The 22,457-nt window shown below is 59.5% G+C and carries 21 protein-coding genes; 15 read left to right on the top strand and 6 right to left on the bottom strand.

The window, feature by feature from the left end:
• The first annotated feature begins 171 nt into the window (after positions 1–171).
• From AB1724_11960 to AB1724_11985, 6 genes are all read left to right on the top strand, one after another.
• A complete protein-coding gene (locus AB1724_11960) occupies positions 172–1,008 on the top strand; it encodes a M90 family metallopeptidase (GenBank protein MEW6078521.1) in 837 nt (278 codons plus the stop codon).
• A gap of 390 nt (positions 1,009–1,398) precedes the next feature.
• Positions 1,399–1,602: a heavy-metal-associated domain-containing protein gene (locus AB1724_11965; GenBank protein MEW6078522.1), complete on the top strand. Its 204-nt coding sequence runs from the start codon at positions 1,399–1,401 to the stop codon at positions 1,600–1,602.
• Positions 1,603–1,648: 46 nt separating this feature from the next.
• Positions 1,649–3,907: a heavy metal translocating P-type ATPase gene (locus AB1724_11970; GenBank protein MEW6078523.1), complete on the top strand. Its 2,259-nt coding sequence runs from the start codon at positions 1,649–1,651 to the stop codon at positions 3,905–3,907.
• 137 nt (positions 3,908–4,044) lie between these two features.
• Positions 4,045–5,193 carry a nitronate monooxygenase gene (locus tag AB1724_11975; GenBank protein ID MEW6078524.1) on the top strand — a complete coding sequence of 383 codons (1,149 nt, stop codon included), beginning with the start codon at positions 4,045–4,047 and terminating at the stop codon, positions 5,191–5,193.
• A gap of 143 nt (positions 5,194–5,336) precedes the next feature.
• Positions 5,337–5,660 (top strand): hypothetical protein, encoded by a 324-nt coding sequence (locus AB1724_11980; protein MEW6078525.1) that lies wholly within the window; start codon positions 5,337–5,339, stop codon positions 5,658–5,660.
• Positions 5,661–5,728: 68 nt separating this feature from the next.
• Positions 5,729–7,027 carry a CBS domain-containing protein gene (locus AB1724_11985; protein MEW6078526.1) on the top strand — a complete coding sequence of 433 codons (1,299 nt, stop codon included), beginning with the start codon at positions 5,729–5,731 and terminating at the stop codon, positions 7,025–7,027.
• 5 nt (positions 7,028–7,032) lie between these two features.
• Here AB1724_11985 and AB1724_11990 read toward each other — a convergent pair whose 3' ends face one another.
• From AB1724_11990 to htpX, 5 genes are all read right to left on the bottom strand, one after another.
• Positions 7,033–7,455, bottom strand: a complete 423-nt coding sequence (locus AB1724_11990) for a hypothetical protein (GenBank protein MEW6078527.1) — start codon at positions 7,453–7,455, stop codon at positions 7,033–7,035.
• Positions 7,456–7,502: 47 nt separating this feature from the next.
• The gene (locus tag AB1724_11995) at positions 7,503–8,648 is read right to left on the bottom strand and encodes an acyl-CoA dehydrogenase family protein (GenBank protein MEW6078528.1); all 1,146 of its coding nucleotides are present in this window, start codon (positions 8,646–8,648) and stop codon (positions 7,503–7,505) included.
• On the bottom strand, positions 8,645–10,081 hold the full coding sequence (locus AB1724_12000) for an acyl-CoA dehydrogenase family protein (GenBank protein MEW6078529.1): 1,437 nt from the start codon (positions 10,079–10,081) through the stop codon (positions 8,645–8,647). Before AB1724_12000 ends, AB1724_11995 begins: the two co-directional genes overlap by 4 nt.
• Entirely contained in the window at positions 10,081–11,436 is a 1,356-nt protein-coding gene (locus AB1724_12005; protein ID MEW6078530.1) for a DUF1566 domain-containing protein, read from the bottom strand. The genes AB1724_12000 and AB1724_12005 overlap by 1 nt, the downstream gene beginning before the upstream one ends.
• A gap of 238 nt (positions 11,437–11,674) precedes the next feature.
• Entirely contained in the window at positions 11,675–12,601 is a 927-nt protein-coding gene (gene htpX / locus AB1724_12010) for a zinc metalloprotease HtpX (protein MEW6078531.1), read from the bottom strand.
• Positions 12,602–12,737: 136 nt separating this feature from the next.
• Between htpX and AB1724_12015 the strand changes: the two genes are divergently transcribed.
• Positions 12,738–13,274, top strand: coding sequence for an LEA type 2 family protein (locus AB1724_12015; GenBank protein MEW6078532.1), 537 nt, complete (start codon positions 12,738–12,740; stop codon positions 13,272–13,274).
• Between the two features lie 5 nt (positions 13,275–13,279).
• A complete protein-coding gene (locus AB1724_12020) occupies positions 13,280–14,206 on the top strand; it encodes an alpha/beta hydrolase (protein ID MEW6078533.1) in 927 nt (308 codons plus the stop codon).
• Between the two features lie 24 nt (positions 14,207–14,230).
• On the opposite strand, the gene AB1724_12025 is transcribed toward AB1724_12020, so the two are convergent.
• Entirely contained in the window at positions 14,231–15,397 is a 1,167-nt protein-coding gene (locus AB1724_12025) for an ATP-binding protein (GenBank protein ID MEW6078534.1), read from the bottom strand.
• Between the two features lie 382 nt (positions 15,398–15,779).
• Here AB1724_12025 and AB1724_12030 point away from each other — a divergent pair, with 382 nt between their 5' ends.
• The 7 genes from AB1724_12030 (at position 15,780) to AB1724_12060 (ending at position 22,441) form a co-directional block, all read left to right on the top strand.
• Positions 15,780–16,787: an NAD-dependent epimerase/dehydratase family protein gene (locus AB1724_12030; GenBank protein MEW6078535.1), complete on the top strand. Its 1,008-nt coding sequence runs from the start codon at positions 15,780–15,782 to the stop codon at positions 16,785–16,787.
• Positions 16,788–16,799: 12 nt separating this feature from the next.
• Complete coding sequence (locus AB1724_12035; GenBank protein ID MEW6078536.1) at positions 16,800–17,633, top strand: SDR family oxidoreductase; 834 nt, start codon at positions 16,800–16,802, stop codon at positions 17,631–17,633.
• 12 nt (positions 17,634–17,645) lie between these two features.
• Complete coding sequence (locus tag AB1724_12040; protein MEW6078537.1) at positions 17,646–18,032, top strand: hypothetical protein; 387 nt, start codon at positions 17,646–17,648, stop codon at positions 18,030–18,032.
• A 367-nt stretch (positions 18,033–18,399) separates the two neighbouring features.
• Complete coding sequence (locus tag AB1724_12045; protein MEW6078538.1) at positions 18,400–19,839, top strand: amidase; 1,440 nt, start codon at positions 18,400–18,402, stop codon at positions 19,837–19,839.
• Between the two features lie 13 nt (positions 19,840–19,852).
• The gene (gene surE, locus AB1724_12050; GenBank protein ID MEW6078539.1) at positions 19,853–20,623 is read left to right on the top strand and encodes a 5'/3'-nucleotidase SurE; all 771 of its coding nucleotides are present in this window, start codon (positions 19,853–19,855) and stop codon (positions 20,621–20,623) included.
• 13 nt (positions 20,624–20,636) lie between these two features.
• Positions 20,637–21,608, top strand: coding sequence for an HD domain-containing protein (locus AB1724_12055; GenBank protein ID MEW6078540.1), 972 nt, complete (start codon positions 20,637–20,639; stop codon positions 21,606–21,608).
• 29 nt (positions 21,609–21,637) lie between these two features.
• Complete coding sequence (locus tag AB1724_12060) at positions 21,638–22,441, top strand: crotonase/enoyl-CoA hydratase family protein (protein MEW6078541.1); 804 nt, start codon at positions 21,638–21,640, stop codon at positions 22,439–22,441.
• Positions 22,442–22,457 lie beyond the last annotated feature (16 nt).

Here is a 22,457-nt window from a genome sequence, read left to right on the forward strand (position 1 = left end):
AAGGGAAAAATCTTGTGTAAAGGCTGGGCCTGTTGCTTGATTAAAGTGTTGCTCGTCTTTGCGCTTGTTTATTTAATTCTATTATTATCATAACAATGATAAGAGTCAATCTTATGGGGCTGCTGAAGTGTGTAATTTGCCCCGGATTTTTTATTTTCTTCAGGAACGTCCATGCTGCCATGGTTCACCCGTCACCGCCGGAAGAAACTGACAGCGGCGGCGTTTCCCGCCGCCTGGGAGGAGATCGTCCGGCGCAATGTCGCTCACTACTGCCTGCTCGATGAAAACGACCGCGCCCGGCTGCGTGCCCTGATCCAGGTCTTCATTGCCGAGAAATACTGGGAAGGGGCCGGCGGCCTGGTCCTGACCGACGAGATCCGGGTAACCATATCCGCCCAGGCCTGCCTGCTGCTTCTGGGCCTGGAGCACAACTATTACCGGAACGTGATGACCATCATCGTCTACCCATCGACGGTAATCGCGCCCCCGAGGCAACCCGGCGTCTTTGAGGTCGTCCAGGCGCCGATCGAACCCGGCCAGCCGATTGTCGGGCAGGCCTTCCGGCAGGGGCCGGTCATCATCATCTGGAACGCGGCCCTGCGGGGAGGGCGCCATCCCGAACGGGGCCATAACGTCGTCTATCACGAGTTCGCCCACAAGCTGGACATGCTCGACGGCGCCGCCGACGGCACGCCACCCCTGCGGGACCGGGCCGAATACCGGGACTGGGTAACCACCTGCTCGACGGAATATCTGCGGCTCAGACACGACGCCGAACAAGGACGAATCTCCTTTCTTGACGCTTACGGCGCTGCCAGTGAAGCTGAATTTTTTGCCGTGGCCACGGAGCAGTTTTTCGATCAGCCCCGGCAGATGGTCAACCAGGCGCCGGAACTTTACCGGGTACTCAAGGCGTATTACCACCAGGATCCGGTATCGCGGCTGGAGCGAAACACCTGCGCCGGGGAAAACGTGAACGGTGATGCGGGCGGTACGGGACACCAGTAACCGCGGAGAAACCCTTGAGATGGGTTGATCCGGTTCCACCGACTCTGGGCCGTATTCCGGGGAAAACCGGCGAGATGATCTTCGCGCGCTTTATGAATCATTGACAATATGTTAAAAAGACTTAATTTATTTATATATTACAACCTGTCATGCAACTCGTTTGGGCCGGATTCCCGCATGATATTATTTCCAGATTATCATCAGGGAGCGACAAACCATGAAAGAACTGATCATCGTATTTGCCATTGTGGCCGTGTATCTGCTCCTGCAGATCGTAATTCTGCCCCGGCTGGGGATTTCCACCTGAATGCGCCCTGCCTGTCAGTTGACAGACCAGAAAAGCGATCCACGGAAAGATGAACCGAAACAAATTACTAAATGAGGCAGCCGATGGAAAAAGAGACCTTTTCCATACCCCGCATCACCTGCGGGCACTGTGTCATGACCATTAAGAATGAACTGATGGAAATGGCCGGCGTCAAGCAGGTGAAGGGTGATCCGGACGCAAAGACTATTACCGTCCAGTGGGAAGCCCCGGCCACCCGTCAGGCGATTCTCAATCTTCTTGCCGAAATCAACTACCCGGCCGCCTGACGCCGGTATCCGCCGGACTTCGCCCTGGAAAGAAAGGCCGGCCGCCATGACCGAAAAGCGCGTAACCCTGGCCGTTACCGGCATGACCTGCGCCAACTGCGCCGCCAACATTGAGCGGGCCCTGAACAAAAAAACCCCGGGCGTGGTCAATGCCGCGGTCAATTTTGCCGCCGAGCGGGTCAGTGTCGCTTATGACCCGTCGGTCCTGTCCGAGGAAGGCATTGTCGCGGCCATAAAAAAAGCCGGTTACGGCGCCCTGCCCATCGACACATCCGCGGCGGAAGGTGACCGCGAAGCCGCCGCCCGCCGGTCGGAAATCACCAACCAGACCCGAAAATTTTTAATCGGCGCCCTGTTCGCCCTGCCCCTGTTCCTGCTCAGCATGGGGCGGGATTTCGGGATCCTGGGCGCCTGGAGCCACGCGCCTTTAGTCAACTGGCTTTTTCTGGCCCTGGCCACGCCGGTCCAATTTTATACCGGATTCGATTTTTATACCGGCGGCTGGAACAGCTTGAGAAACAGAAGCGCCAACATGGACGTGCTGGTGGCCATGGGTTCGTCCGTGGCTTATGGCTATTCCCTGGCGATCCTGCTTGTCCCGTCTCTCGGCCATCATGTCTATTTTGAGACATCGGCCGTCATCATCACCCTGATCAGGCTGGGCAAACTCCTGGAATCCCGGACCAAGGGACAAACCGGCAGCGCCATCCGCAAGCTGGCCGGTCTGCGGCCGAAAACCGCCGCCATCATCAGAGACGGGGTTGAAACGATGATGCCGCTGGCGGAGGTGATGATCAATGACATGGTAGTCGTCCGGCCGGGGGAACGGATCCCGGTGGATGGCGTCATTTCCAGGGGACGTTCGGCCGTTGACGAGTCCATGCTGACCGGCGAGCCGGTGCCGGTGGACAAGGAACCGGGCGACCGGGTGACCGGCGGCACCGTCAACGGCCAGGGACTGCTGACGGTGACGGCCACGGCCGTGGGCGCCGAAACGGTCCTGTCCCAGATCATCCGCATGGTTCAGGAAGCCCAGGGCGGCAAGGCCCCCATTCAGGCCCTGGCCGACCGGGTGGCGGCGGTTTTCGTACCGGCCGTCATTCTCATCGCGATGATTACGTTTACCGCCTGGTGGGCGGCAACCGGCGATCCGGTGGCGGCCATGGTCCGGCTGGTGGCGGTGCTGGTCATCGCCTGCCCCTGCGCCCTGGGCCTGGCTACGCCTACGGCCATAATGGCCGGCACGGGCCGGGCCGCGGAAAACGGGGTTCTGTTCCGGGGGGGAGAAAGCATGGAGGCGCTTTCCCGGGTCGATACGATTGTTTTTGACAAAACCGGCACCCTCACCGAAGGACGTCCGTCGGTGGCGGATATCTTCCCTCATGCCGCTAACTGCTCTGGCGCCGATGAACTGCTGCGGATGGCGGCGTCCGCGGAAAAAGGGTCGGAACATCCGATCGGACGGGCCGTGGTCAGCGAAGCCGTCAACCGCTCCCTGGCTTTAACCGATCCGGAGGAATTCGCGGCCGTCAGCGGCATGGGGGTGACGGCCAGAGTGGCGGACCACAAGGTCATGGCCGGACGCCTGCCCTGGTTTTCGGATCAGGGACTGGATGGTTCCCCGCTTTCGCAAACCGCCGCCCGTTTTCAGGCCCAGGGCAAAACCGTTCTGGCCGTGTTTGTGGACGGCCTGCCCTGGGGGCTGATCAGCGTCGCGGACAGAATCAAACCCGAAGCCCCGAAGGTCGTCGCCAAACTCAAGGCTTACGGACTGAAGGTGGCCATGCTGACCGGCGACAACCCTCAGACCGCCGGGCAGATAGCAATGGCTGCGGGCATCGACCGGGTCCTGGCCGACATCCGGCCTGAAGAAAAAGCCGGCGAAATCCAGCGGCTGCGGCAGGAGGGAGCAAAAACAGCCATGGTCGGCGACGGCATCAATGACGCTCCGGCCCTGGCCCATGCGGACGCGGGCATCGCCATCGGCACCGGCACGGACGTGGCCATGGAGGCGGCCGACGTGATTCTATCCGGCGGCAGCCTGGAAGGCGTTCTCCGGGCCCTGGCCCTCAGCCGGGAGACCATGACCACCATCCGGCAGAACCTGTTCTGGGCTTTCGGTTATAACGTTGTGCTGATCCCGGTGGCGGCCGGGGCGCTTTACCCCCTGGCCATGGCGCCGGACTTCCTGCGGCACCTGCATCCCATCATGGCGGCCCTGGCCATGGCCGCCAGCAGCCTGTTTGTGGTCGGAAACAGTTTGCGGCTATATAGAAAAAGGCGGGTTGCGTCCAATGCGTTATAAAAAATAGAACCGATTCGATTGGACCGGTTGCAATATAATATTTTAAGTGGTTAAGTGTTACGTGTTACGTGGTTAAGGGCCAAACGGATACGGATTGAAAGACGTTTTCGCTCAATTCATTATTTAAGGAAAAAAGGATGGCCAGACGAATCCTGCGCACCCCCCTGTGTGACCTGCTGAATATTGAATACCCGATTATCAGCGCCGGCATGGGCCCGACCCTGATCGGCGAACCCAACGGCGCGCCGGTGGAACTGGTGGTGGCAGTTTCCGAGGCCGGCGGCCTGGGTGTCCTGGGCGGCGCCGGCTTCACCCTGGATCAACTGCGGGCCGCCATCCGCGACATCCGCTCCAGAACCAACAAGCCCTTTGGCGTGGACCTGCTCCTGCCCAAAAACCTGCCCGGCGCGGGCATGGCCGGCGGCGGCTCACTTTCCCTGGCCCAGGTGATTGACATGCTGCCCCCGGAGCACCTCAAGTGGTACCGAAAAATCGCCGATGAGATGGGTTTCCCGCCTTTAGACGACATCAAGGTGCCCACGGACACCGCCACCATGAACCCCCAGGCGGCCGTGGCCATATGTATCGAGGAAAAAGTCCCCCTGTTTGCCGCCGGCCTGGGCGACCCCGGGTTCATGGTCAAGGAGGCCCACGCCGCCGGCATGAAGGTCCTGGGCGTGGTGGGCAACGCCAAGAACGCCGGCCGCATCGCCCGCTCGGGGGTTGACCTGGTGGTGGCTCAGGGACATGAAGGCGGCGGTCACACCGGCCGGGTAGGAACCATGGCCCTGCTGCCCCAGGCCATTGACGCGGCCTACCCGGTACCGGTGCTGGCCGCGGGCGGGATCGGCGACGGCCGGGGGCTGGCCGCGGCCCTGGCCATGGGCTGCATCGGCGTCTGGGTCGGCACGCGCTTTCTGGCCACTGACGAAGGCGGCGCCATGGCCCTGTGCAAGCAACGCATCCTTTCGTCGACCGACGAGGACACCCGGGTCAGCAAGCTGTTCACGGGCAAAACCTCCCGGGCCAACGTCACCCGCTTCCACGAACTCTGGGACGCTTCCGGCCTGCCAACCCTGCCCTTTCCCTTCCAGGTGCTGCTGGCCTCGGCCCTGCTGGCGGGATTCATCCGCTCCGGTCACGATGACTGCGTCAGCGGCTTTGCCGGCCAGGTATCCGGGCTGATCCATGACATCAAACCCGCTGCCCGGGTCGTAGAAGAAATGGTGGAGCAGGCTGCGGATATCATAGCCCGGAGACTGCCGGAAACAGTGACGGTCCGGTAACGTCTTTGCTGCCCGCCAGCCGGGCTCTAAGGCCGTGCGATCGCGCCCAACCCCATTACGAAACTGCTTGAAACAAATAATAAAATAATTTATACTGATTTTTCTTATACGGTACGGATCAATCTACAAGGAGAGATGTTTGGATGAACCTGCAGCAATTCTGGTTGAAATATTATCCGGAAAACGGTCAGCAGATCTACATGGCTTCCAAAAACGGGCACCCTTACATGTGGATGCGCAAAACCGCCGAATGGGTTTATCTGGCTGATGCCAACGGCGATTTTCGGGCGGCCAAGGCGAACGAAAGTCTGTTTAAAGTGATGGCCGAATGGCTGAACGCCATCAAGGCCGGACAGGATCGGATCGACGATTTAAAACATGATATCGTTAAAGAAAACATCATGTTCGATGCCGTTCGGGGACGCTGGTCATACACCGGCGCACCGGACCCGGAAAACGGTCGCTGAGCCGAACGCCGATCACGCCGCTGTTTTCTTCCCTTTAAACCCCGCACCCCTGAATCACTTTCTTCTCTATGGATGTCATCACCACTCACAACACCAGCGACTTTGACGCCGTCGCCTCATTGATCGCGGCCGGGGTTCACTACCCGGGTGCCATGATGGTGATTCCCACCCGGATCAACGCCAATGTCCAGGCATTCCTCTCCCTGCATAAGGATGTGTTTAAGGTCAGCGCGCCCGGCGACATGGACCCGGAGGCGGTCACCCGCCTGATTGTCGTGGACACCAACCAGTGGAAACGGCTGGACCGCATGAACAGCCTGGCCAAAAAAAAAGATCTGGAGGTTCACGTCTGGGATCATCACGCCGTCGCCTCCGACATTACCGCCAGTATGGTCGTTCAGGAGTCCGTGGGCGCCTGCACCACCCTGTTCGCTGAACGGTTTGAATCCGGCGGCGTCGAACTGACGCCCATCCAGGCCACTCTTTTTCTGGCCGGAATATACGAGGACACGGGTAACCTGTCTTTCCCGTCCACCACGGTCCGGGACGCCCGGGCCGTGGCCTATCTGCTGGACAACAAGGCCGATCTGAACGTTTTGGGAAATTTTTTGCGTCCGGTTTACGGCGTTCGCCAGAAAGAAGTCCTCTTTGAGATGCTCCGGCACGCGGAACGGATCAATATCGACGGACACCGCATCAGTATCTGTGAAATGGATCTGAAAGGGCATACCCAGGGGCTGTCGCTGGTGGTGCATATGTACCGGGACATCCTCAACGTGGATGCCGCCTTCGGCATATTCAACGATCCGGAAAAAAAGCGCTGCGTCGTCATCGCCAGAAGCGGCGTGGACGCTTTGGACGTGGGCAAGATCATGCGGATCATGGGCGGCGGCGGGCACCCGGCGGCGGCCTCGGCCATGTTAAAGGACGTCGGCACCGGGGGCGTCAAGCAGTGGATCCTGGAGCTGATCCGGGACAATCAGCGGTCATCCATCCACATCGGTGATCTCATGTCCTTTCCGGTAAAAACCATCGAGGCTTCGGCCACCATGAAAGAAGCGGCCGCCCTTTTAAAAAAGGAAAAAGTGTCGGGCATGCCGGTGCTGGAGGGCGAAGACCTGGTGGGTATCATTTCCATCCGGGACGTCAACAAGATCAAAAAAAACTCTCAGTGGCAGGCCCCGGTCAAATCGTTCATGGCCACCAGCATTATCACCGCCCCGCCGGAAATGACGGTTCCCAAGGCGGCCCGGCTGCTGGTCAAACATGACGTGGGCCGGCTGCCGGTCATCAAAAACAATAAACTGATCGGCATTTTCACCCGCTCGGATGCCATGCTGTACTACTATGATCAAATGCCGGAATAATCTCGTTACTGGCCCATGGAGCGCATGACCGACGTCAGGCGGGCCTGGGCCTCCTGCACTTCCTTGCTTTCCATATAAGCCATGATTTTCATGAAGGCCTCTCCGAACTTGCGGCCGACCTCCTCCATCTCCTTCTCGGTGGCTTTTATTTCTTCCGGCAGGTTTTCCGGGTTCTGCAGTTCCGGGTATTTGTCACGCATCGCCTTCATTTGCGGCACCAGCTTTTCCATGCCGTCGGCCAACCGGTTGACGGCCCCGGCGGCGTCCGCGGCGCTGCCCGCGCCGGCCATATCATCCACGTAAGTCTGCATCAGTTTGACAAACTCCCGGTTGACTTTTATGACGTCCGCGTACTTGCCGCCGCATCCGACCGCCAAAATCATCAGGACCACCCCGATAACCGCCGTCATCATCATTTTTTTCATCATTTTCCCCCGTGTCGTGAGTTCAGAGACATTCTTGGTTATTAGATCCTTCACAGACCGTCGGCAATATGGCGCACCAGCAGATAGGGATTGGTTTCCCCCAGCACCTGCAGCACTTTGACGTCCCGCATGCCTTTTTCCAGGCCATACTCGTGCATGTAGCCGTACCCGCCGTGAATCTGAATAGCGTCCATCAGGACATCCAGGGCCGCGTCGGTGCAGAAGGCCTTGACCAGCGAGGCGTCCGGCGAGAGAAATAACGGCCGCCATCTTTCAGTGTCCAGCAGATCCAGGTATCCGGCCGTTCCCATGTTCAGCTTCAGGCTCATGTCGCCCAGCAGGCGCTGAATCTCCTGATGCTGGATGATCATTTTTTTAAACTGGTAGCGCTGGCCGGCATAGACTTTGGCCTTGTGCAAAGCCGACCGGGCGCAGCCCATGGCCATGGCCGCGGCAAAAGCGTAAAAGGCCTTGGCGGCGGCCTTCATCATTTTTCCGGCCGCGTCCCCCGCCGCCAGAACGGCCTGGTCCTCAACCGGGACGTCATCAAGCGCCAGAGCGGCAAAGGTGTTCATCTTCAGGCCCGGCAGATGCAGCGGCTCGCCCGTGGACACGCCGGCCGCGGACGGATCGATCCGGACAGCCACCGGATCGCCGGGGTTGCCGTTCCTGCCGGCAAAGACAATGACCGTTTTCGCCAGGCCCGCGTTTCCCATGGGCCTGCCGCTGCCGTTGATCACCCGACGGCCGTTTTTCTCCGTCACGGCAAAAGGCATGTCTTCCGGGTCCGACGGCAGGCAGAGGGCCGCCACTGGAATGGGGTCGTCTGTGGCGCCGGCCGGAGATGGAAAAAAGTTCCCGGATCCGGCCGCCATGGCCGCGGCGCAGGCGGCATAATGAAAGGCGAAAATGGAAGCAAACCCGGCGCATTCCATGGCCAGCCGGTCCAGGACCATGGCGCCGGTCAGCGGATTCATGCCGGCCCCGCCGCGGGACTCGGACACCAGCAGGCCGGGCAGATCCAGTTCGAGGGATTTGCGCCACAGCCCCCGGGCGACCTCCGGGTCCGGCGAAAGATCGGCGTCCAGAACGCAGGGCCGCAGTTCTTTTCTGGCGAACCGGTCGCACTCGCTGATAATTTCCGCGTAAACACTCCCCGCCCCGGGCGGTTTTTCGCTGTCGGTTGTCCGCGTCATAAAAACCGGCCAATTTCAAAGTTAAACAGGTCAATGCGGTTGGCCTGATTGCTGCCCTCATAGATCTGGGTAATCTTGGCATCCCGGAAGCACTTTTCCAGGCCGCAGCGGTGATCCATGCCCTCGAGCCCCACTATATCCAGCATCCGGGAGGCGGTCTTAACGGCCAGGTCGGTTCCCGTCACCTTGACCGCCGATCCGTGGGCGACAAACGCTTCCACCGTTTCGTCGCTGACCAGCCGGTTTTTAAGATAAGTCCCGGCCCGATCCAGAAAGGGCGTTCCGGCCAGGGCGGCCACCGGCTCGGAGAGCAGCAGACGCCCGGGAAGCAGGTTCAGAGACAGCTTGACCGGCGGGGCTTCAAACAACTGCCAGGCATGCCGGGTATCCAGGGCCACGGCGAAATTATAACAGGCGTTTCTGGCCGCGGCGATGTCCTTGAGCGTGTCGGCGATGATGAATTGCACCCACTCCTCGTCGATCAGGCGATGGCCGCGGACCTTTTTTCCGGCAGCGTAGGCCAGGCAGCGCTCCAGGGCGCCCCGGGCCAGGCCCACCCCGGCCATACCGATGTATCCCCGGGTGATGGAAAGGATTTCCCGGGTGTGGCGCAGCCCGCGGCCGGGCGGCTCCCACATGTTTTCTTCCGGCACGAAAATATCATTGAAAAACAATTCCGCGGTCTGGCTGGCCTTCTGCCCGCACTTTCGTTCCACCCGGCCCACGGAAAAACCCTTGGCATCGGCGGGGATCAGGAAGGTGGCCATGGTGTCGCGGGGAGCGGCGGGATCGACGGGAATATTGGCCAGCACGAAATGGGCCAGGCTGCCGTTGGTGATAAAGCACTTGGTGCCGTTGATGACGTAGCCGCCGGCCACCTTGCGCGCGGAAGTGGACGGCCGCATGGCCGCCATGGCCTCGCCTTCCTCCATGTCGGTGCCGGCGGAGGGCTCGGTAATGGCCCAGGACCAGAACAGGGGCTCTCCCTTTTTCTGGGCGTTCACCATCCGGCGGATGATCTTCAGAATGGTGCCGGTCCGGCACTCCACCATGGCGCCCAGCAGGCCGAAGGTGTTAAAGGCGATGTTGCTGGCCGAAGCCAGGCAGGCGCAGGACAGCTCCTCGACCATGACGGCATTGGCCAGGGCATGCCAGCCCAGACCGCCCAGCCGCTCGGGAATCGCGGCAATGGTCAGCTTCAAATCATTGGCCTTGCGCCAGAGGTCCCAGTCAAAAAAGCTCGGATCTTCGGCGCATTTCCGGTCCGTCGGCAATACAACCGGCAGCATCTCCTGCCGGGCGAAACGGCGGGCCACGGCCTGGGCCTGCTCGGCCTTGGCGATATAGGCCGGACAATGTTTCTTCAGCCGACCGAGGGCCGGAACCGATTTTAAGAGATCCGTCCCGATCCCGTCAGAGAACAGCGTCGTCATTACTCCCCGCCACGGACCGGACGGACATAAAACTCACTCGACTTGGAGTATTCAAACAGGTCGCCGCTTTCCCCGAAGTAGGTGCTGTTTCCATAGGCGAAGTCAATCTTCCAGGCGCATCCCGGAAGCTGACTGGCCGAGGTAGACGTCCAGTATCCGGAAGCCACCGTATCCGGGAAATAGCCGGTGTCAATAGCCGGGTTCTGCCTGCTCAAATCCACGATGGTGGCCAGTTCCTTGATGGTCGGCAGCCGCCAGTCATCGTGTCCGGCATAGACCAGACTTTCGCACCAGGCCAGGGCTTCCTGCCAGTTCAACTGATCCCGGTCGTCAATCATACCGTCGTTGTTCACATCGGCGGTCCGCTGCAGCCACACCAGGCCGGTGTTATCGTCCGTAACCGTGCCGTTGCTGTTGCTGGCCAGGTTGTCCCATGCCCCGGACTGCCGTCCGCGCACCGCGATCGCGCTCCACTGATCACCTTTATTGGTAGCATCATCGACACCGTTATAAAAATAAAGGCGCCAGGCAAAATTCGTGTCAAAGGCCGCCGGCGAAGCCGTCCAGTGCCGGGACGACATGTCGGCCATGATCAGCGGAAAATAATAGCTGTCAACGCTGGGAATAAAATCACCGTAATTGACAATAGAACGGAGTTCCTCCAGGGTGGGCAGCCGCCAGTCCGTGTAACCGCCGAAACCGTCGGCATTCAACTGGGCGATAAAGACATCCTCGGCATCATGCCAGGTATACGCGTTGTCCTTGTCATGAATGCCGCCGTCATTGGTTTTGGTCTCCCAGATCAGCCCGGTGACGTTGTCCCTGACCATGGACCAGGAGGTGGCCCGGGAAGACAGGACGTTGCCGCCGGCGTCGAGCTTGGTATAGGAAGGTTCGTTGATATCGTAGCAGGCATCCTGACCGTAAAACTCGTCTCCTTCGTACGGGCAGCGGTTGTAGGCATTGCCGGACAGATCATAGCAGGTGGTCTGACCGGTGTCGGGAACCCACGGCCCGCCGGTGGAACAACCTTCGTCGATCTGGCCGTTGCAATCATTATCCCTGGCGTCACCACAGACTTCCGTCGCGCCGGGATGAACGGCCGCGTCCGCGTCATCGCAGTCCGTGTCATCGGTCACATACCCCTGGGGCCGGGAGGCGCTTTCCGTGGTGACATCCGGATCGCCGTATCCATCCCCGTCGCTGTCAAGATAATACGTATTTAACTGATTATTGTTGTTGTGAGACGAGCCACCGCCGCCTCCGGTGCCGATGATGGAAACCAGTCCGAGCACAATGACTGACAGCAGCCCGGCAAAACGAAGCGCGTTAAAAAGTTTCTGGGGATGTTTCATGGCGTGCTCCTTATTCTGTATTTACCGATAAAAAAGCCGGACTCTCTTTGCTCCAGAGAAATCCGGCGAAAACCGATTCTTTTCTGACAGATCGACAGCCTTTTCATCTAAAGACCCGTCTCTTGTCATCCTCCGCTTACGCGGGCTCTGACCTTATGTGTAATGGTTTGTTTTGCTGTGGAAATTATCCTTTTTTAATCATACTTTTGATCACAAGTCAATGGTTTCCGTAAGATGATCAGGAGAGGTTGTCCCAGAAGGCCTTACCCTTCTCATAATTCACGCCCCCGCCGCTGTCGTTTCGGCCGGAAGGCCGACCGGTCGGGGAGGCTCCCCGCAGGCGGGCGATCCGGTCCTCCAGTGGCGGATGCGTAGAAAAAAGGCTGAGCAGGCTGCCGCCGGAGAGGGGGTTGACGATGAACATGTGGGCCGTGGAGGGATTGGCGTTCATGGGCAGACGGCCGGAATAGGATCCGATCTTGGCCAGGGCGCTGGCCAGGCCGGTGCTGCTGCCCGCGAACGAGGCGCCGGAAGCATCGGCCAGATACTCCCGGGAGCGGGAGATGGCGGTTTGAATCAGGACCGCCGCCAGCGGCGCCAGAAAAGACATGATGATCAAGCCCAGGCCGCTCATGCCGCCCTCCTCGTCGTCCCGCCCGCCGCCGAATATCGCCGACCACCGGGCCATGTTGGCGATCATCATGATGGCGCCGGCCATGGTGGCGGCAATGGAGCCGATGAGGATGTCGCGGTTTTTGACGTGGGCCAGTTCATGGGCCAGAACGCCGGCCAGTTCGTCCCGGTTCATCAGCCGCAGCAGTCCTTCGGTAACCGCCACCACCGCGTGCTCCGGGTTCCTTCCCGTGGCAAATGCGTTGGGTGAATCCTGGGGAATAATATAGACTTTCGGCATGGGCAGACCGGCCTGACGGGCCAGTCCTTCCACAATCCCGTAAATCTCAGGCGCGTCGGTGACCGTGACTTCCCGGGCATTGTACATGCGCAGGACGATTTTATCCGAATACCAGTAACTGATAAAATTCATGCCCGCCGCGAACACGAACGCGATCATCATGCCCTGGCGTCCGCCCAGAAGCTGACCGATCACCATGATCAGCACCGTCATCAGCGCCAGCAACAGGGTGGTTCGAATCTGATTACCCATGTTTTCAATTCCTTATTTAAAGTTCCGCCGCCACACGCACCAGCTTTTTTTTAAAATATAAGAAGGCTTATGATAACTGGCAAGATTCAGCAAATATTTTTTGACAAATTCACCCCTTGAGGTGATGATCAATCTCATGAATATCTCTTCACCATGCTTCCGAATAATCGCCGGCTTTATGGCCACCATGGTCCTCTGCCTTGCCGGCTGCGCCACCCTGTCCGGCATGAAGACCCCGGAAATCAAACTGGCGGGGCTCCGGGCCGCGGAAATCAAAGGACTGGAGGCCGTCTTCGAGGTGGACCTGCGCGTTATCAACCCCAACAAAACGCCACTGGACATCCAGGGCGTCGACTGCGAGCTGGCTTTCAACGGCCGTCACCTGGCCAGAGGCGTGGCCGGTCCGCAAACAGAGGTCCCGGCTTACGGCAGCGGCGTCGTCTCGGTCACGATCTATGCCTCCCTGCTGGACCTGTTCGGCGCGGCCCGGCGGATGGTGGAAAGCGCCAACAGCGACGCCCCGGACGAACGCTGGACCTATGCCGTCAAAGGCAGCCTGGACCTGGGCAATACCTGGTTTACCAGCATCCCCTTTGAGTCCGGCGGAGAAATCGATCCCAGAGAACTCATGGACACGCAATCTTCCAGAAAACCCGAAATAAAGCAGGAGTGAAACCCATGTTGAGCCGCAACGCGAAGATATTAAACTTTGTTCTCAAATACGGCCTCAAGCCGCCCCAGGCCATCATGCCCATGAATCCCGGCGTGATGATCGGCTTGAGAAAAATCGTGGATGCCGGCGTCCGGCTGATCGACCGGGTGCCCGGCCACGTCTCCATCGAAAAGACGGCAGCCGGCGGCGTTCCCGGAGAATGGGTCATCTGCGGCGACGCCGTTGACCGGAACAAGGTGATTCTTTATCTGCATGGCGGCGGTTATTTCTTCTGCTCCCCGGTCACCCACCGGCCCCTCACCTGGCGCCTTTCCCGGGAAACCGGAACCCGGGTGCTGAGCCTGGATTATCGCATGGTGCCGGAATACACCATGGCCGACTGCCGCGAAGACGCGGTCAGCGCCTACCGCTGGCTGATGGACCAGGGCATCGCGCCCGCCGACCTCTTTATCGGCGGAGACTCGGCCGGCGGCGGATTGACGCTGCTGACTCTGCTGGCCCTTAAAGACAGGGGCATTCCCCTTCCCCGGGCCGCCTTCTGCCTTTCTCCGTTCGCGGATTTAAGCGGAACCAGCCCCACTTTCATTTCCAACGCCCGCAAAAGCGACATGTTTCATCCCAGACTTTTAAAGAAGACGGAGGCGTATCTGACCACCGGCCGGGACCCCTATGACCCGGACCTTTCCCCGGCCTTCGGGGACTATCAGGGCCTGCCGCCGCTGTTTATCCAGACGTCGGACGCGGAACTGCTGATGAACGACTCCCTGCTGACAGCGGAAAGCGCGAAAAAAGCGGGCGTCGAAGTGGAATTGAAAATCTGGCACGATCTGCCCCATGTGTTCACCCTTTTTGCCGATTTCGTCCCGGAGAGCAAACAGGGCATAAAGGAGATCGCCGGCTTTATCCTCAGGCAGATGTCAGCGCCGGCATAAAAATGTTATAAGATGCGAGCCGTGTCATGAAAAAATCCGCGGCATGTCCTTCCAGCCGAGGACCCGGCCGGAAGCCCGGTCATACCCCTTTGCCCCACCGTATATCAGAAAACAGTTGTCCGCCGTCAGGCCGGATATCCTGCTGAAAAAGTCCAGCCCTTTGAAAAAGTCGGAGGCCAGCGTTTCTCCGGACTTGATCTCAACCGCCCGGAACGTGTTCCCCTCCTCAATCAGCAGGTCAATCTCATGCCCGGTGCTGTCCCGCCAGAAAAAGGCGTTTGATCGGGCGCCGGAATGAAACCGGTGCTTGACGTATTCCGCCACGACAAAGGTTTCAAATATGCTGCCTCTCAGATAGTGGGAACGAAGTTGATCGGGGGATTGGATATCCAGCAAAGAGCACAACAGCCCCGTGTCGAAAAAATAGAGCTTGGATTGTTTGACGACGCGCTTATTGAAATTCTTGTAATGAGGCTTGAGCAGAAAAACGATAAAACTGGCCTCCAGAATAGATATCCATGAACTGACCGTTTTATAATTGATGCCCAGTTCATCGCCCAGGCTGGAAAGATTCAGCAACTGGCCGGTCCGTCCCGCGCACAGCCTTACACATCGCTGAAACGCGGCCAGGTCGCCGATATTTTTGATGCTCCGGACATCCCGCTCGATGTAGGTCTGAATATAGGACGGATAGTAATCCGGCGCCGCCACCTGCCGGTCATAAAGAACGGGATAGGTCCCGGCAAAAAGGAGATTGTCCACCTCGGATGTCAAAAGTCCGGCCTGATCCAGTTCCTTCAAGCCAAAAGGCATCAGGTGAAACACCGCCACCCGGCCTGCCAGCGACTGGGAAATGTTTTCAAGCAGAAGAAAATTTTGCGAACCGGTCAGGATAAACCGGCCCATCTTTCCGGATTCATCCGCCACCACCTGGAGATAGGAAAACAGTTCGGGCAGTTTCTGCGCTTCATCAATAACGACCCCTTTTTCAGCAAAGGCCTTCAGAAACCGGACAGGATCTTCTTGCGCGGCGGCACGGTCATTCAGGTTCTCAAGATTAACGTACGCGTATTGCGGAAACAGAGCCCGCGCCAGTGTTGTCTTTCCGGATTGCCGCGGCCCTGTCAGGGAAACCACCGGAAACTTTTTTGCCATGGATACGATTTTTTTGCCCAGAGCCCGATCTATCATTTTTTCTCCCCGGATAAATATGGACCAGGATATATTTACAAATTAGGAATGTCAATCCTAATTTGTAATAATTGCGGGTTGGGAGCGGTGGCCCCCGATCACTGAGCGGGCCGCATCAAACCATACCGCACCATGTCATCTTCCGGCACGGTTTTTCGGAGCGTCCACCCCCTTCTGGATTTTTGAATCGGTTTCCGGTATGGTAAAAATTCCCTAATCCGATTTTCACAATTTTTTTTCTCGTATCTGGATTCCGGGTCGGGGGCCGGAATGACGGGCAAGAAAACATGGCCCCGGAAAAAGGATAAGCTTAATAAAACATCATGAATAATGATAGAGAATCAACAGACGGGATAAAATCTTCTAAATCGTAAGGAAGACCATGACGACCATTTATGTTACCGGAGCAACGGGGTTTATCGGCGGTCATCTGGTTCAGTCCTCTCTTGCCGCCGGGCACGCGGTCCGGGCCCTGACCCTGGCCGGCGATCCGGGCGCCGAGGACCTGCGCCGGGCCGGGGTCGAGGTTTTTAGCGGAGATATCCGCGACGGCGATGCCGTGGCCAGAAGCATGGCCGGGGCCGACATCGTCTATCACTGCGCCGCGGTGGTGACCGACTGGGCGCCGAAGAAACTGTTTGCCGAGGTCACGGTGGGCGGCACTGAGAATGTGTGCCGGGCGGCCCTGGCCGCCGGGGTAAAACGGCTGGTGAAACTCAGCACCAACGACGTCTTCGGCCTGGATGAATCGACGGTCCTGACCGAAGAAAGCCCGCTTTCGCCCTGGGGCGAACCCTACCCGGATTTTAAAATCCAGGCCGAGGAAGTCGCCTGGCGCTATCATCGCGAGAAAGGCCTGCCGGTCACCATGGTCTACCCCTGCTGGGTCTTCGGCCCGGGAGACCGGACCTTCGTGCCCCTGCTGGCCGACGCCATTTTAAACAACGAGATGGTCTTCTGGCGCAAAGACGTCCTGGTCTGGCCGGCCTACATCGACAACCTGGTGGACCTGCTGACGCGCATCGCCGTGGACGACCGGGCCGTGGGCAACGGCTACCTGGTTCATGACGGGGAGTCGACCACCCTGCAGTCCTTCTGCGCCGCCATCGCCGAGGCCCTTGGCGCGCGGCCGCCGCGCCGGCACATCCCGTACGCCGCCGCCTATGCCGCGGCCGCGGTCATGGAGGCCTTCTGGAAGCTGACCGGCCGGACTTCCCGGCCGCTGCTGACCACCTACACGGTCAAGAACCTGGGGTCCCGGCTGCGGTTTTCCATCGACAAGGCCGCCCGGGAGCTGGATTGGCGGCCGCCGGTGTCATACCCGGAAGGCCTGCGGCGGACCCTGGACTGGCTGCTGACCCTGGATCGGAAAACCCTTAAAAGTAAATAGGGGACGTGTGACATGATAAAAAGTTCAGACCTGTTTGACGGCAAGAACGTGTACATCACCGGCGGCTCCAGCGGCATCGGTTTGGCTATGGCCGAACAGGCGGCCGCGGCCGGCGCCCATGTGCTGATTTTCGCCCGGGACGAAGACCGCCTGCGCCAGGCGGCCGAAAAAATCCGGGCTGCCCGGCGGGACGAAAAGCAGAACGTTGCCTGGCATGCCCTGGATGTGACGAATGTGGCCGTGGTTTTGCCGACGTTCTGGAGAAACGTCGAGCAATTCGGCCCGCCCGACATCCTTATTAATAGCGCCGGCCAGGCCAGGCCGAATTATTTTGAAAAGATAAACGCCGAACAGTTCGACGCCACCATGAAACTCAATCTCTACGGCACGCGCCACGCCATTGCCGCGGCCCTGCCCCACATGAAACCGGGCGGCTATATCGTCAACGTCTCCTCGGTGGCCGGCCTGATCGGCGTGTTCGGCTACACCGACTACAGCGCCTCCAAGTTCGCCGTGATCGGTTTTTCCGAGGCCCTGCGGGCGGAGCTCAAGCCCAGGGGCATCACCGTGTCGGTGCTCTGCCCGCCGGACACGGACACCCCCGGCCTGGAAGCCGAGAACGTCACCAAGCCGGCCGAGACCCGGGCCATTTCCGCCAACGCCCGCACCATTCCGGCCGAAACCGTGGCGCTGGCCCTGATGCGCGGCATGGCGAAAAAGCAGTTTCTGATCATCCCGGGCTTTGACGCCCGCCTGTCGGTGCTGGTCAAGCGGCTGGCCCCGGGCCTGGTGGAGTGGATCATGAACCGCACCATCGCCCGCATCCATCAATCATCCGCAAAATAAGGAGACTTTCGCATGCAACGATCCGCTGTCGTCATATCCTGGCTGATGATCCTGACCGGCGCCGGTATTATCCTGTTCTGGATCGCCTTTTTCTCCGTCAACCTGGTCCCGGAAAACGCGCCGGCCTGCTACCTGGCCTTCGAGCGCTCCTTCCCGCCGCCGGACGCCCTGCTGGCCCTGGGCCTGATTGTTGCCGGCGTGCTGACCCTGCGCGGCCGCCCCGCGGGCCTGACCCTTTCCCGGATCTGCGCCGGCGGCCTGCTGTTTCTGGGCGTGATCGACATCTCCTTCAACCTCCAGAACGGCATTTACGGCCTGGGCACCGACGAGTTGATCAGCATGGCGGCCATCAACCTCTGGTGCGTGGGGCTGGGGACGGTTTTGGCCATCCGGTCCTGATACCAATTCCAAATCAAAGCGCTCGCGGTGTTGGCTGCGTCGTCGGCTCCTCGACGTATTACAATACGCCTGCGTCGCCTCCTCCTGACCCCCTTGTCATTTCGACCGAAGGGAGAAATCCCGTTTTTTCAAGAAGTTGTTTTTGCGAGATTTCTCGCTACGCTCGAAATGGCAAGGAAATGTGGCGTTTACGGTTGCATCAGGTAAAAACGTGATGGCAAAGCCATCCCGTTTGAATTCGTCAGGTTTATCTGGTAAGAATTTCAGAAGCATTATATACAGGGTATCGGTCCCGGCAATTCAATTGAAATTCCGGCACGAATCGCGCCGTCATCGGGTCGGAAGGCAATTTTTATACGGAGGCAAAATGAACGAACTGATCACCATGTCCGGACTCGCCATCGCAAACAAGATCCGGGAAAAAGAAATTTCTCCGGTGGAGGTCATGGACATTCACCTGGCCAGAATGGAAGAGGTGAATCCCAAAATCAACGCCGTGGTGGTACCTCTCTTTGAAGAGGCCCGGAAGGAAGCCAAAGCGGCCGAACAGACGCTGACCGAAGCAAAAAAGGAAGACCTGCCGCCTTATTTTGGCGTGCCCTGCACCATCAAGGACACCTATGCCATGGCCGGACTGCCCTGGGCCGGCGGCCTGTGGAAACGGCGGCACAAAATTCCGGATTTTGACGCCACCGTGGTGGAGCGGATCAGAAAATCCGGGGCCATCATCATGGGCAAGACCAACGTGCCGGAAGCGGCCATGTGGGTGGAAACATACAACTACGTTTATGGCCGGACCCGAAACCCCTACGATCTTTCCCGGGGTGTGGGCGGTTCTTCCGGCGGGGAGGGGGCGATTGTCGGCTCCGGCGCCTCACCGTTCGGCATGGGCAGCGACGTGGGCGGCTCCATCCGCTACCCGGCTGCCTTCAACGGCGTTCCCGGCCACAAGCCCACCGGCGGCCGCGTGCCCGGCTACGGACACTGGCCGGAAGCCCACGGTCCCATCGCCTGGTACTGTACCTTCGGCCCCATGGCCCGGCGGGTGGCCGACCTGGCCCCCCTGATGAATCTGGTACAGGGGCCGGACGGCAAAGACACCATCGTCGAGGACCACGGGCCGGTTTCGCCGGAAAGCGTTGACCGGAAAAAACTGCGGGTCTTCTATTTTGAATCCAACGGCATGGCCCGGGTCAACGCCGATGTGCGGCGGGCGGTGGACATGTGCGCCGGCGCCCTTCACCACGAAGGACTGGCCGTGGAATACTGGCGGCCGGCCGGAGTAAACCGGTCCCTGGAGATCTGGCAGGCCGGCATGAGCCAGAACCCGCATCCCTTTGTCGAGATCATGGGCGACGGGGAAGCCATTTCCCTGATGAAGGAGACCCTCCTCTTCATTCTCCGCCAGGGGAAAATCACCCTGCCCGGCCTGGCCACTTCCCTGGTGGAGAAACCGGGGCAGCTTTTCGCCGGCCGCAACCGTAAAATGATCGCCCTGGGCGATGACCTGCGCCGCCGCATCGAAGAGCGGCTGGGTGACAATGGCGTGCTCATCTGCCCGGTGTTTTCCACGCCGGCACCCAAGCACGGTTATGTCTGGGCGGATCTGCTCGGCATCGGGTACTCCGGCCTGTTCAACGTCATGGGGTTTCCGTCGACGGTGGTGCCGGTATATTATAATGAAGGCGGTCTGCCCGTGAGCGTTCAGATCGTGGCCGCCCGCTGGAACGACCATCTGACCCTGGCCGCCGCGGCCATGATTGAAGAAATTTTCGGCGGCTGGAAACCGCCGGCAAAAATCGGCTGAAGGCAACGCGACGATGAATATTGTGCTGACCAATGATGACGGCGTTGATGCCCCGGGACTGGCGGCCCTCTACCGGGAATTGTCCCGGAAGCACGAGGTGAAGGTGGTAGCGCCCGCGTTCGAGCGCAGCGCCGCCGGGCACAGCATCTCCATTCACGAGCCACTGCGGGTGAGAAAGGTTCCCGGCGCCGACAACAGCCGCTGGTACGCGGTGTTCGGCAAGCCGGCCGACTGCATGAAACTGGCCCTGCTCAAGCTGCTGGAAACCAAGCCGGACCTGGTGATCTCCGGCATCAACGCCGGCGTGAACGACGGCGTCAATATCCACTATTCCGGCACCGTGGCCGCGGCCCGGGAGGCCTGCCTGAACGGGGTGCCGGCCATGGCCGTTTCCACGGCCGGCCGGAGACCGGCCCATTTCCAGACCGCCGCCGTTGTCGCCGGGCATCTGGTGGATAAAATGGCGGCCTGGGGCGTTTCCCACAAAACCCTGCTGAACGTGAACGTACCGGACCTGCCCCTGGAGGATATCGCCGGCGTCCGGTTTACACGCCAGGACATGGCCATTCCCGGGGACTGGGTGGAGAAACGCCGGGACCCCCGCGGCGGCGGCTATTACTGGTACGGCTACACCACCCCCCAGATCATGGAGAACAGCGGCACCGACCGGGAAGCCCTGAGCCGGAACTATGTGTCCATCACCCCCCTGGTATGCGACACCACCGACGAGGACATGCTCAAAAAGCTTAAAAAAATTGAACTGAACATCAAGAATATCCCCTGATAACGGAAACATCATGCCGAAAACAAAGTTTGTGTCCGATCTGGCCAAAAACGAGAAAGTCGAGAAGGTGACCTTTGCCGTCTCGTCGATCGCCACGGCCAGGAAAAAAGACGGTTCCGATTTTTTACGGCTGGTCCTGGCCGACCGGACCGGGACCATCAATGCCGTGGCCTGGGACAACGTGGATAAAATCGGCGCCGCGGCCCGGTCCGGCGTCTTTGTGGACGCCACCGGCGTGGTGGACGAATACCAGAGCTCCCGCCAGATGAAGATCGAGGATCTGGCCGCCGTTGATCAGGCCCAGATCGATCCGGCCGATTTCCTGCCGTCCCTGGACCGGGAAACCATCAATGCCAAGTTCAGCCGTCTGCGGCAGATCACCAACGATATGGCTTCCGGGGAGATCAAAACGCTGCTGGGCCACTTCTGGAACGACAGAAAATTCGTGGAGGAGCGGTTCAAGCGGGCGCCGGCGGCCAAGCACATGCACCATGCCTATCTGGGCGGATTGCTCGAACATACCCTGTCGGTGGTGGAGCTGGCCCTGGCCGTCTGCCGCCACTACGGCGACCGTCTGAACCGTGACCTGCTCGTGGCCGGCGCCATGCTCCATGACATCGGCAAAACCCGGGAGTTCGTCTATGACTGGACCATCGATTATTCGGACGAAGGCCGGATGCTCAACCACATCGTCTGCGGCATCATGATGCTGGAGGACAAGCTCAAGGAGTTCGAGTTCGTCACCACCGAAACCGCGTTGCAGCTCAAGCACCTGATCGCCAGCCATCACGGCAGCCGGGAGTTCGGCTCGCCCGAGCCGCCCAAAACCCTGGAAGCCCTGATCTTAAACCATATCGATGAAATCGACGCCAAGCTCGCCGGCATTGGAAACTTCATCTCGGAGCAGGAACCCGGCCAGGTCTGGACTTCCTTTCATCGTCCCATGGAGCGGTTCTTCTATATCGGCAGGAAAAAAGAGGGATAGCGGCCTCTTCCCAGCCTGAAAGAGGAAAAATGAAATACGATAATATTCTGTTCGAAATCAGCGAGGGCGTGGCCACCCTCACGCTCAATCGTCCGGAAAGCCGCAATGTCATCACCAGCGCCGAGATGGTCGCTGAATTTGAAGATGCCCTGGCACGGGTGAACGCCGACATGTCCGTCATGGCCCTGATCATTACCGGCGCGGACCCGGCTTTTTCGGCCGGCGGCAATGTCAAGGAGATGGCCCGGAAAACCGGAATGTTTGCCGGGACGCCGGCCGAGATAGAAGAAAATTACAAGAAATATGTTCAACGAATCCCTCTGGCCGTCCAGCGGGTGGAAATCCCCACCATTGCGGCGGTCAACGGCCCGGCCATCGGCGCGGGATGCGATCTGGCCCTGATGTGTGATATGCGGGTGGCCTCTGAAAAGGCCCGCTTCGGTGAGACCTTTTTGAGCGTCGGGCTCATCCCGGGAGACGGGGGCGCCTGGTTTTTGCCCCGGGTCGTGGGCATGGCCCGGGCCTGTGAACTGACCTTTACCGCGGATGTGATTGACGGCCAGACCGCCCTGGAAATGGGAATGGTCAATTACCTGGTGCCCCACGATCAGCTTCTGGTAAAAGCCAACCAGATCGCTGCCAAAATAGCGGCCAAACCGCCCGGGGCGCTGCGCCTGGCCAAGAAGTTGCTGTATATGGGCCAGCAGGTCTCGTTGCAGGAATTGCTGGATCAGTCGGCCGCTTTCCAGGCCCGCTGCCACCATACCGAGGATCACCTGGAGGCCCTGGCGGCCATGTTTGAAAAACGCCCGCCGAAATTTAAAGGCCGATAGCCCGACAGTTCAGAAT

It is taken from the genome of Thermodesulfobacteriota bacterium (assembly GCA_040753795.1).
Classification (GTDB): Bacteria; Desulfobacterota; Desulfobacteria; order Desulfobacterales; family Desulfosudaceae; genus JBFMDX01.

Excerpts from the sequence above, each read along its gene's own strand:
- AB1724_11960 (MEW6078521.1), top strand. The coding sequence starts at position 172 with ATGCTGCCATGGTTCACCCGTCACCGCCGGAAGAAACTGACAGCGGCG.
- AB1724_11965 (MEW6078522.1), top strand. The coding sequence starts at position 1,399 with ATGGAAAAAGAGACCTTTTCCATACCCCGCATCACCTGCGGGCACTGT.
- AB1724_11970 (MEW6078523.1), top strand. The coding sequence starts at position 1,649 with ATGACCGAAAAGCGCGTAACCCTGGCCGTTACCGGCATGACCTGCGCC.
- AB1724_11975 (MEW6078524.1), top strand. The coding sequence starts at position 4,045 with ATGGCCAGACGAATCCTGCGCACCCCCCTGTGTGACCTGCTGAATATT.
- AB1724_11980 (MEW6078525.1), top strand. The coding sequence starts at position 5,337 with ATGAACCTGCAGCAATTCTGGTTGAAATATTATCCGGAAAACGGTCAG.
- AB1724_11985 (MEW6078526.1), top strand. The coding sequence starts at position 5,729 with ATGGATGTCATCACCACTCACAACACCAGCGACTTTGACGCCGTCGCC.
- AB1724_11990 (MEW6078527.1), bottom strand. The coding sequence starts at position 7,455 with ATGATGAAAAAAATGATGATGACGGCGGTTATCGGGGTGGTCCTGATG.
- AB1724_11995 (MEW6078528.1), bottom strand. The coding sequence starts at position 8,648 with ATGACGCGGACAACCGACAGCGAAAAACCGCCCGGGGCGGGGAGTGTT.
- AB1724_12000 (MEW6078529.1), bottom strand. The coding sequence starts at position 10,081 with ATGACGACGCTGTTCTCTGACGGGATCGGGACGGATCTCTTAAAATCG.
- AB1724_12005 (MEW6078530.1), bottom strand. The coding sequence starts at position 11,436 with ATGAAACATCCCCAGAAACTTTTTAACGCGCTTCGTTTTGCCGGGCTG.
- htpX (MEW6078531.1), bottom strand. The coding sequence starts at position 12,601 with ATGGGTAATCAGATTCGAACCACCCTGTTGCTGGCGCTGATGACGGTG.
- AB1724_12015 (MEW6078532.1), top strand. The coding sequence starts at position 12,738 with ATGAATATCTCTTCACCATGCTTCCGAATAATCGCCGGCTTTATGGCC.
- AB1724_12020 (MEW6078533.1), top strand. The coding sequence starts at position 13,280 with ATGTTGAGCCGCAACGCGAAGATATTAAACTTTGTTCTCAAATACGGC.
- AB1724_12025 (MEW6078534.1), bottom strand. The coding sequence starts at position 15,397 with ATGATAGATCGGGCTCTGGGCAAAAAAATCGTATCCATGGCAAAAAAG.
- AB1724_12030 (MEW6078535.1), top strand. The coding sequence starts at position 15,780 with ATGACGACCATTTATGTTACCGGAGCAACGGGGTTTATCGGCGGTCAT.
- AB1724_12035 (MEW6078536.1), top strand. The coding sequence starts at position 16,800 with ATGATAAAAAGTTCAGACCTGTTTGACGGCAAGAACGTGTACATCACC.
- AB1724_12040 (MEW6078537.1), top strand. The coding sequence starts at position 17,646 with ATGCAACGATCCGCTGTCGTCATATCCTGGCTGATGATCCTGACCGGC.
- AB1724_12045 (MEW6078538.1), top strand. The coding sequence starts at position 18,400 with ATGAACGAACTGATCACCATGTCCGGACTCGCCATCGCAAACAAGATC.
- surE (MEW6078539.1), top strand. The coding sequence starts at position 19,853 with ATGAATATTGTGCTGACCAATGATGACGGCGTTGATGCCCCGGGACTG.
- AB1724_12055 (MEW6078540.1), top strand. The coding sequence starts at position 20,637 with ATGCCGAAAACAAAGTTTGTGTCCGATCTGGCCAAAAACGAGAAAGTC.
- AB1724_12060 (MEW6078541.1), top strand. The coding sequence starts at position 21,638 with ATGAAATACGATAATATTCTGTTCGAAATCAGCGAGGGCGTGGCCACC.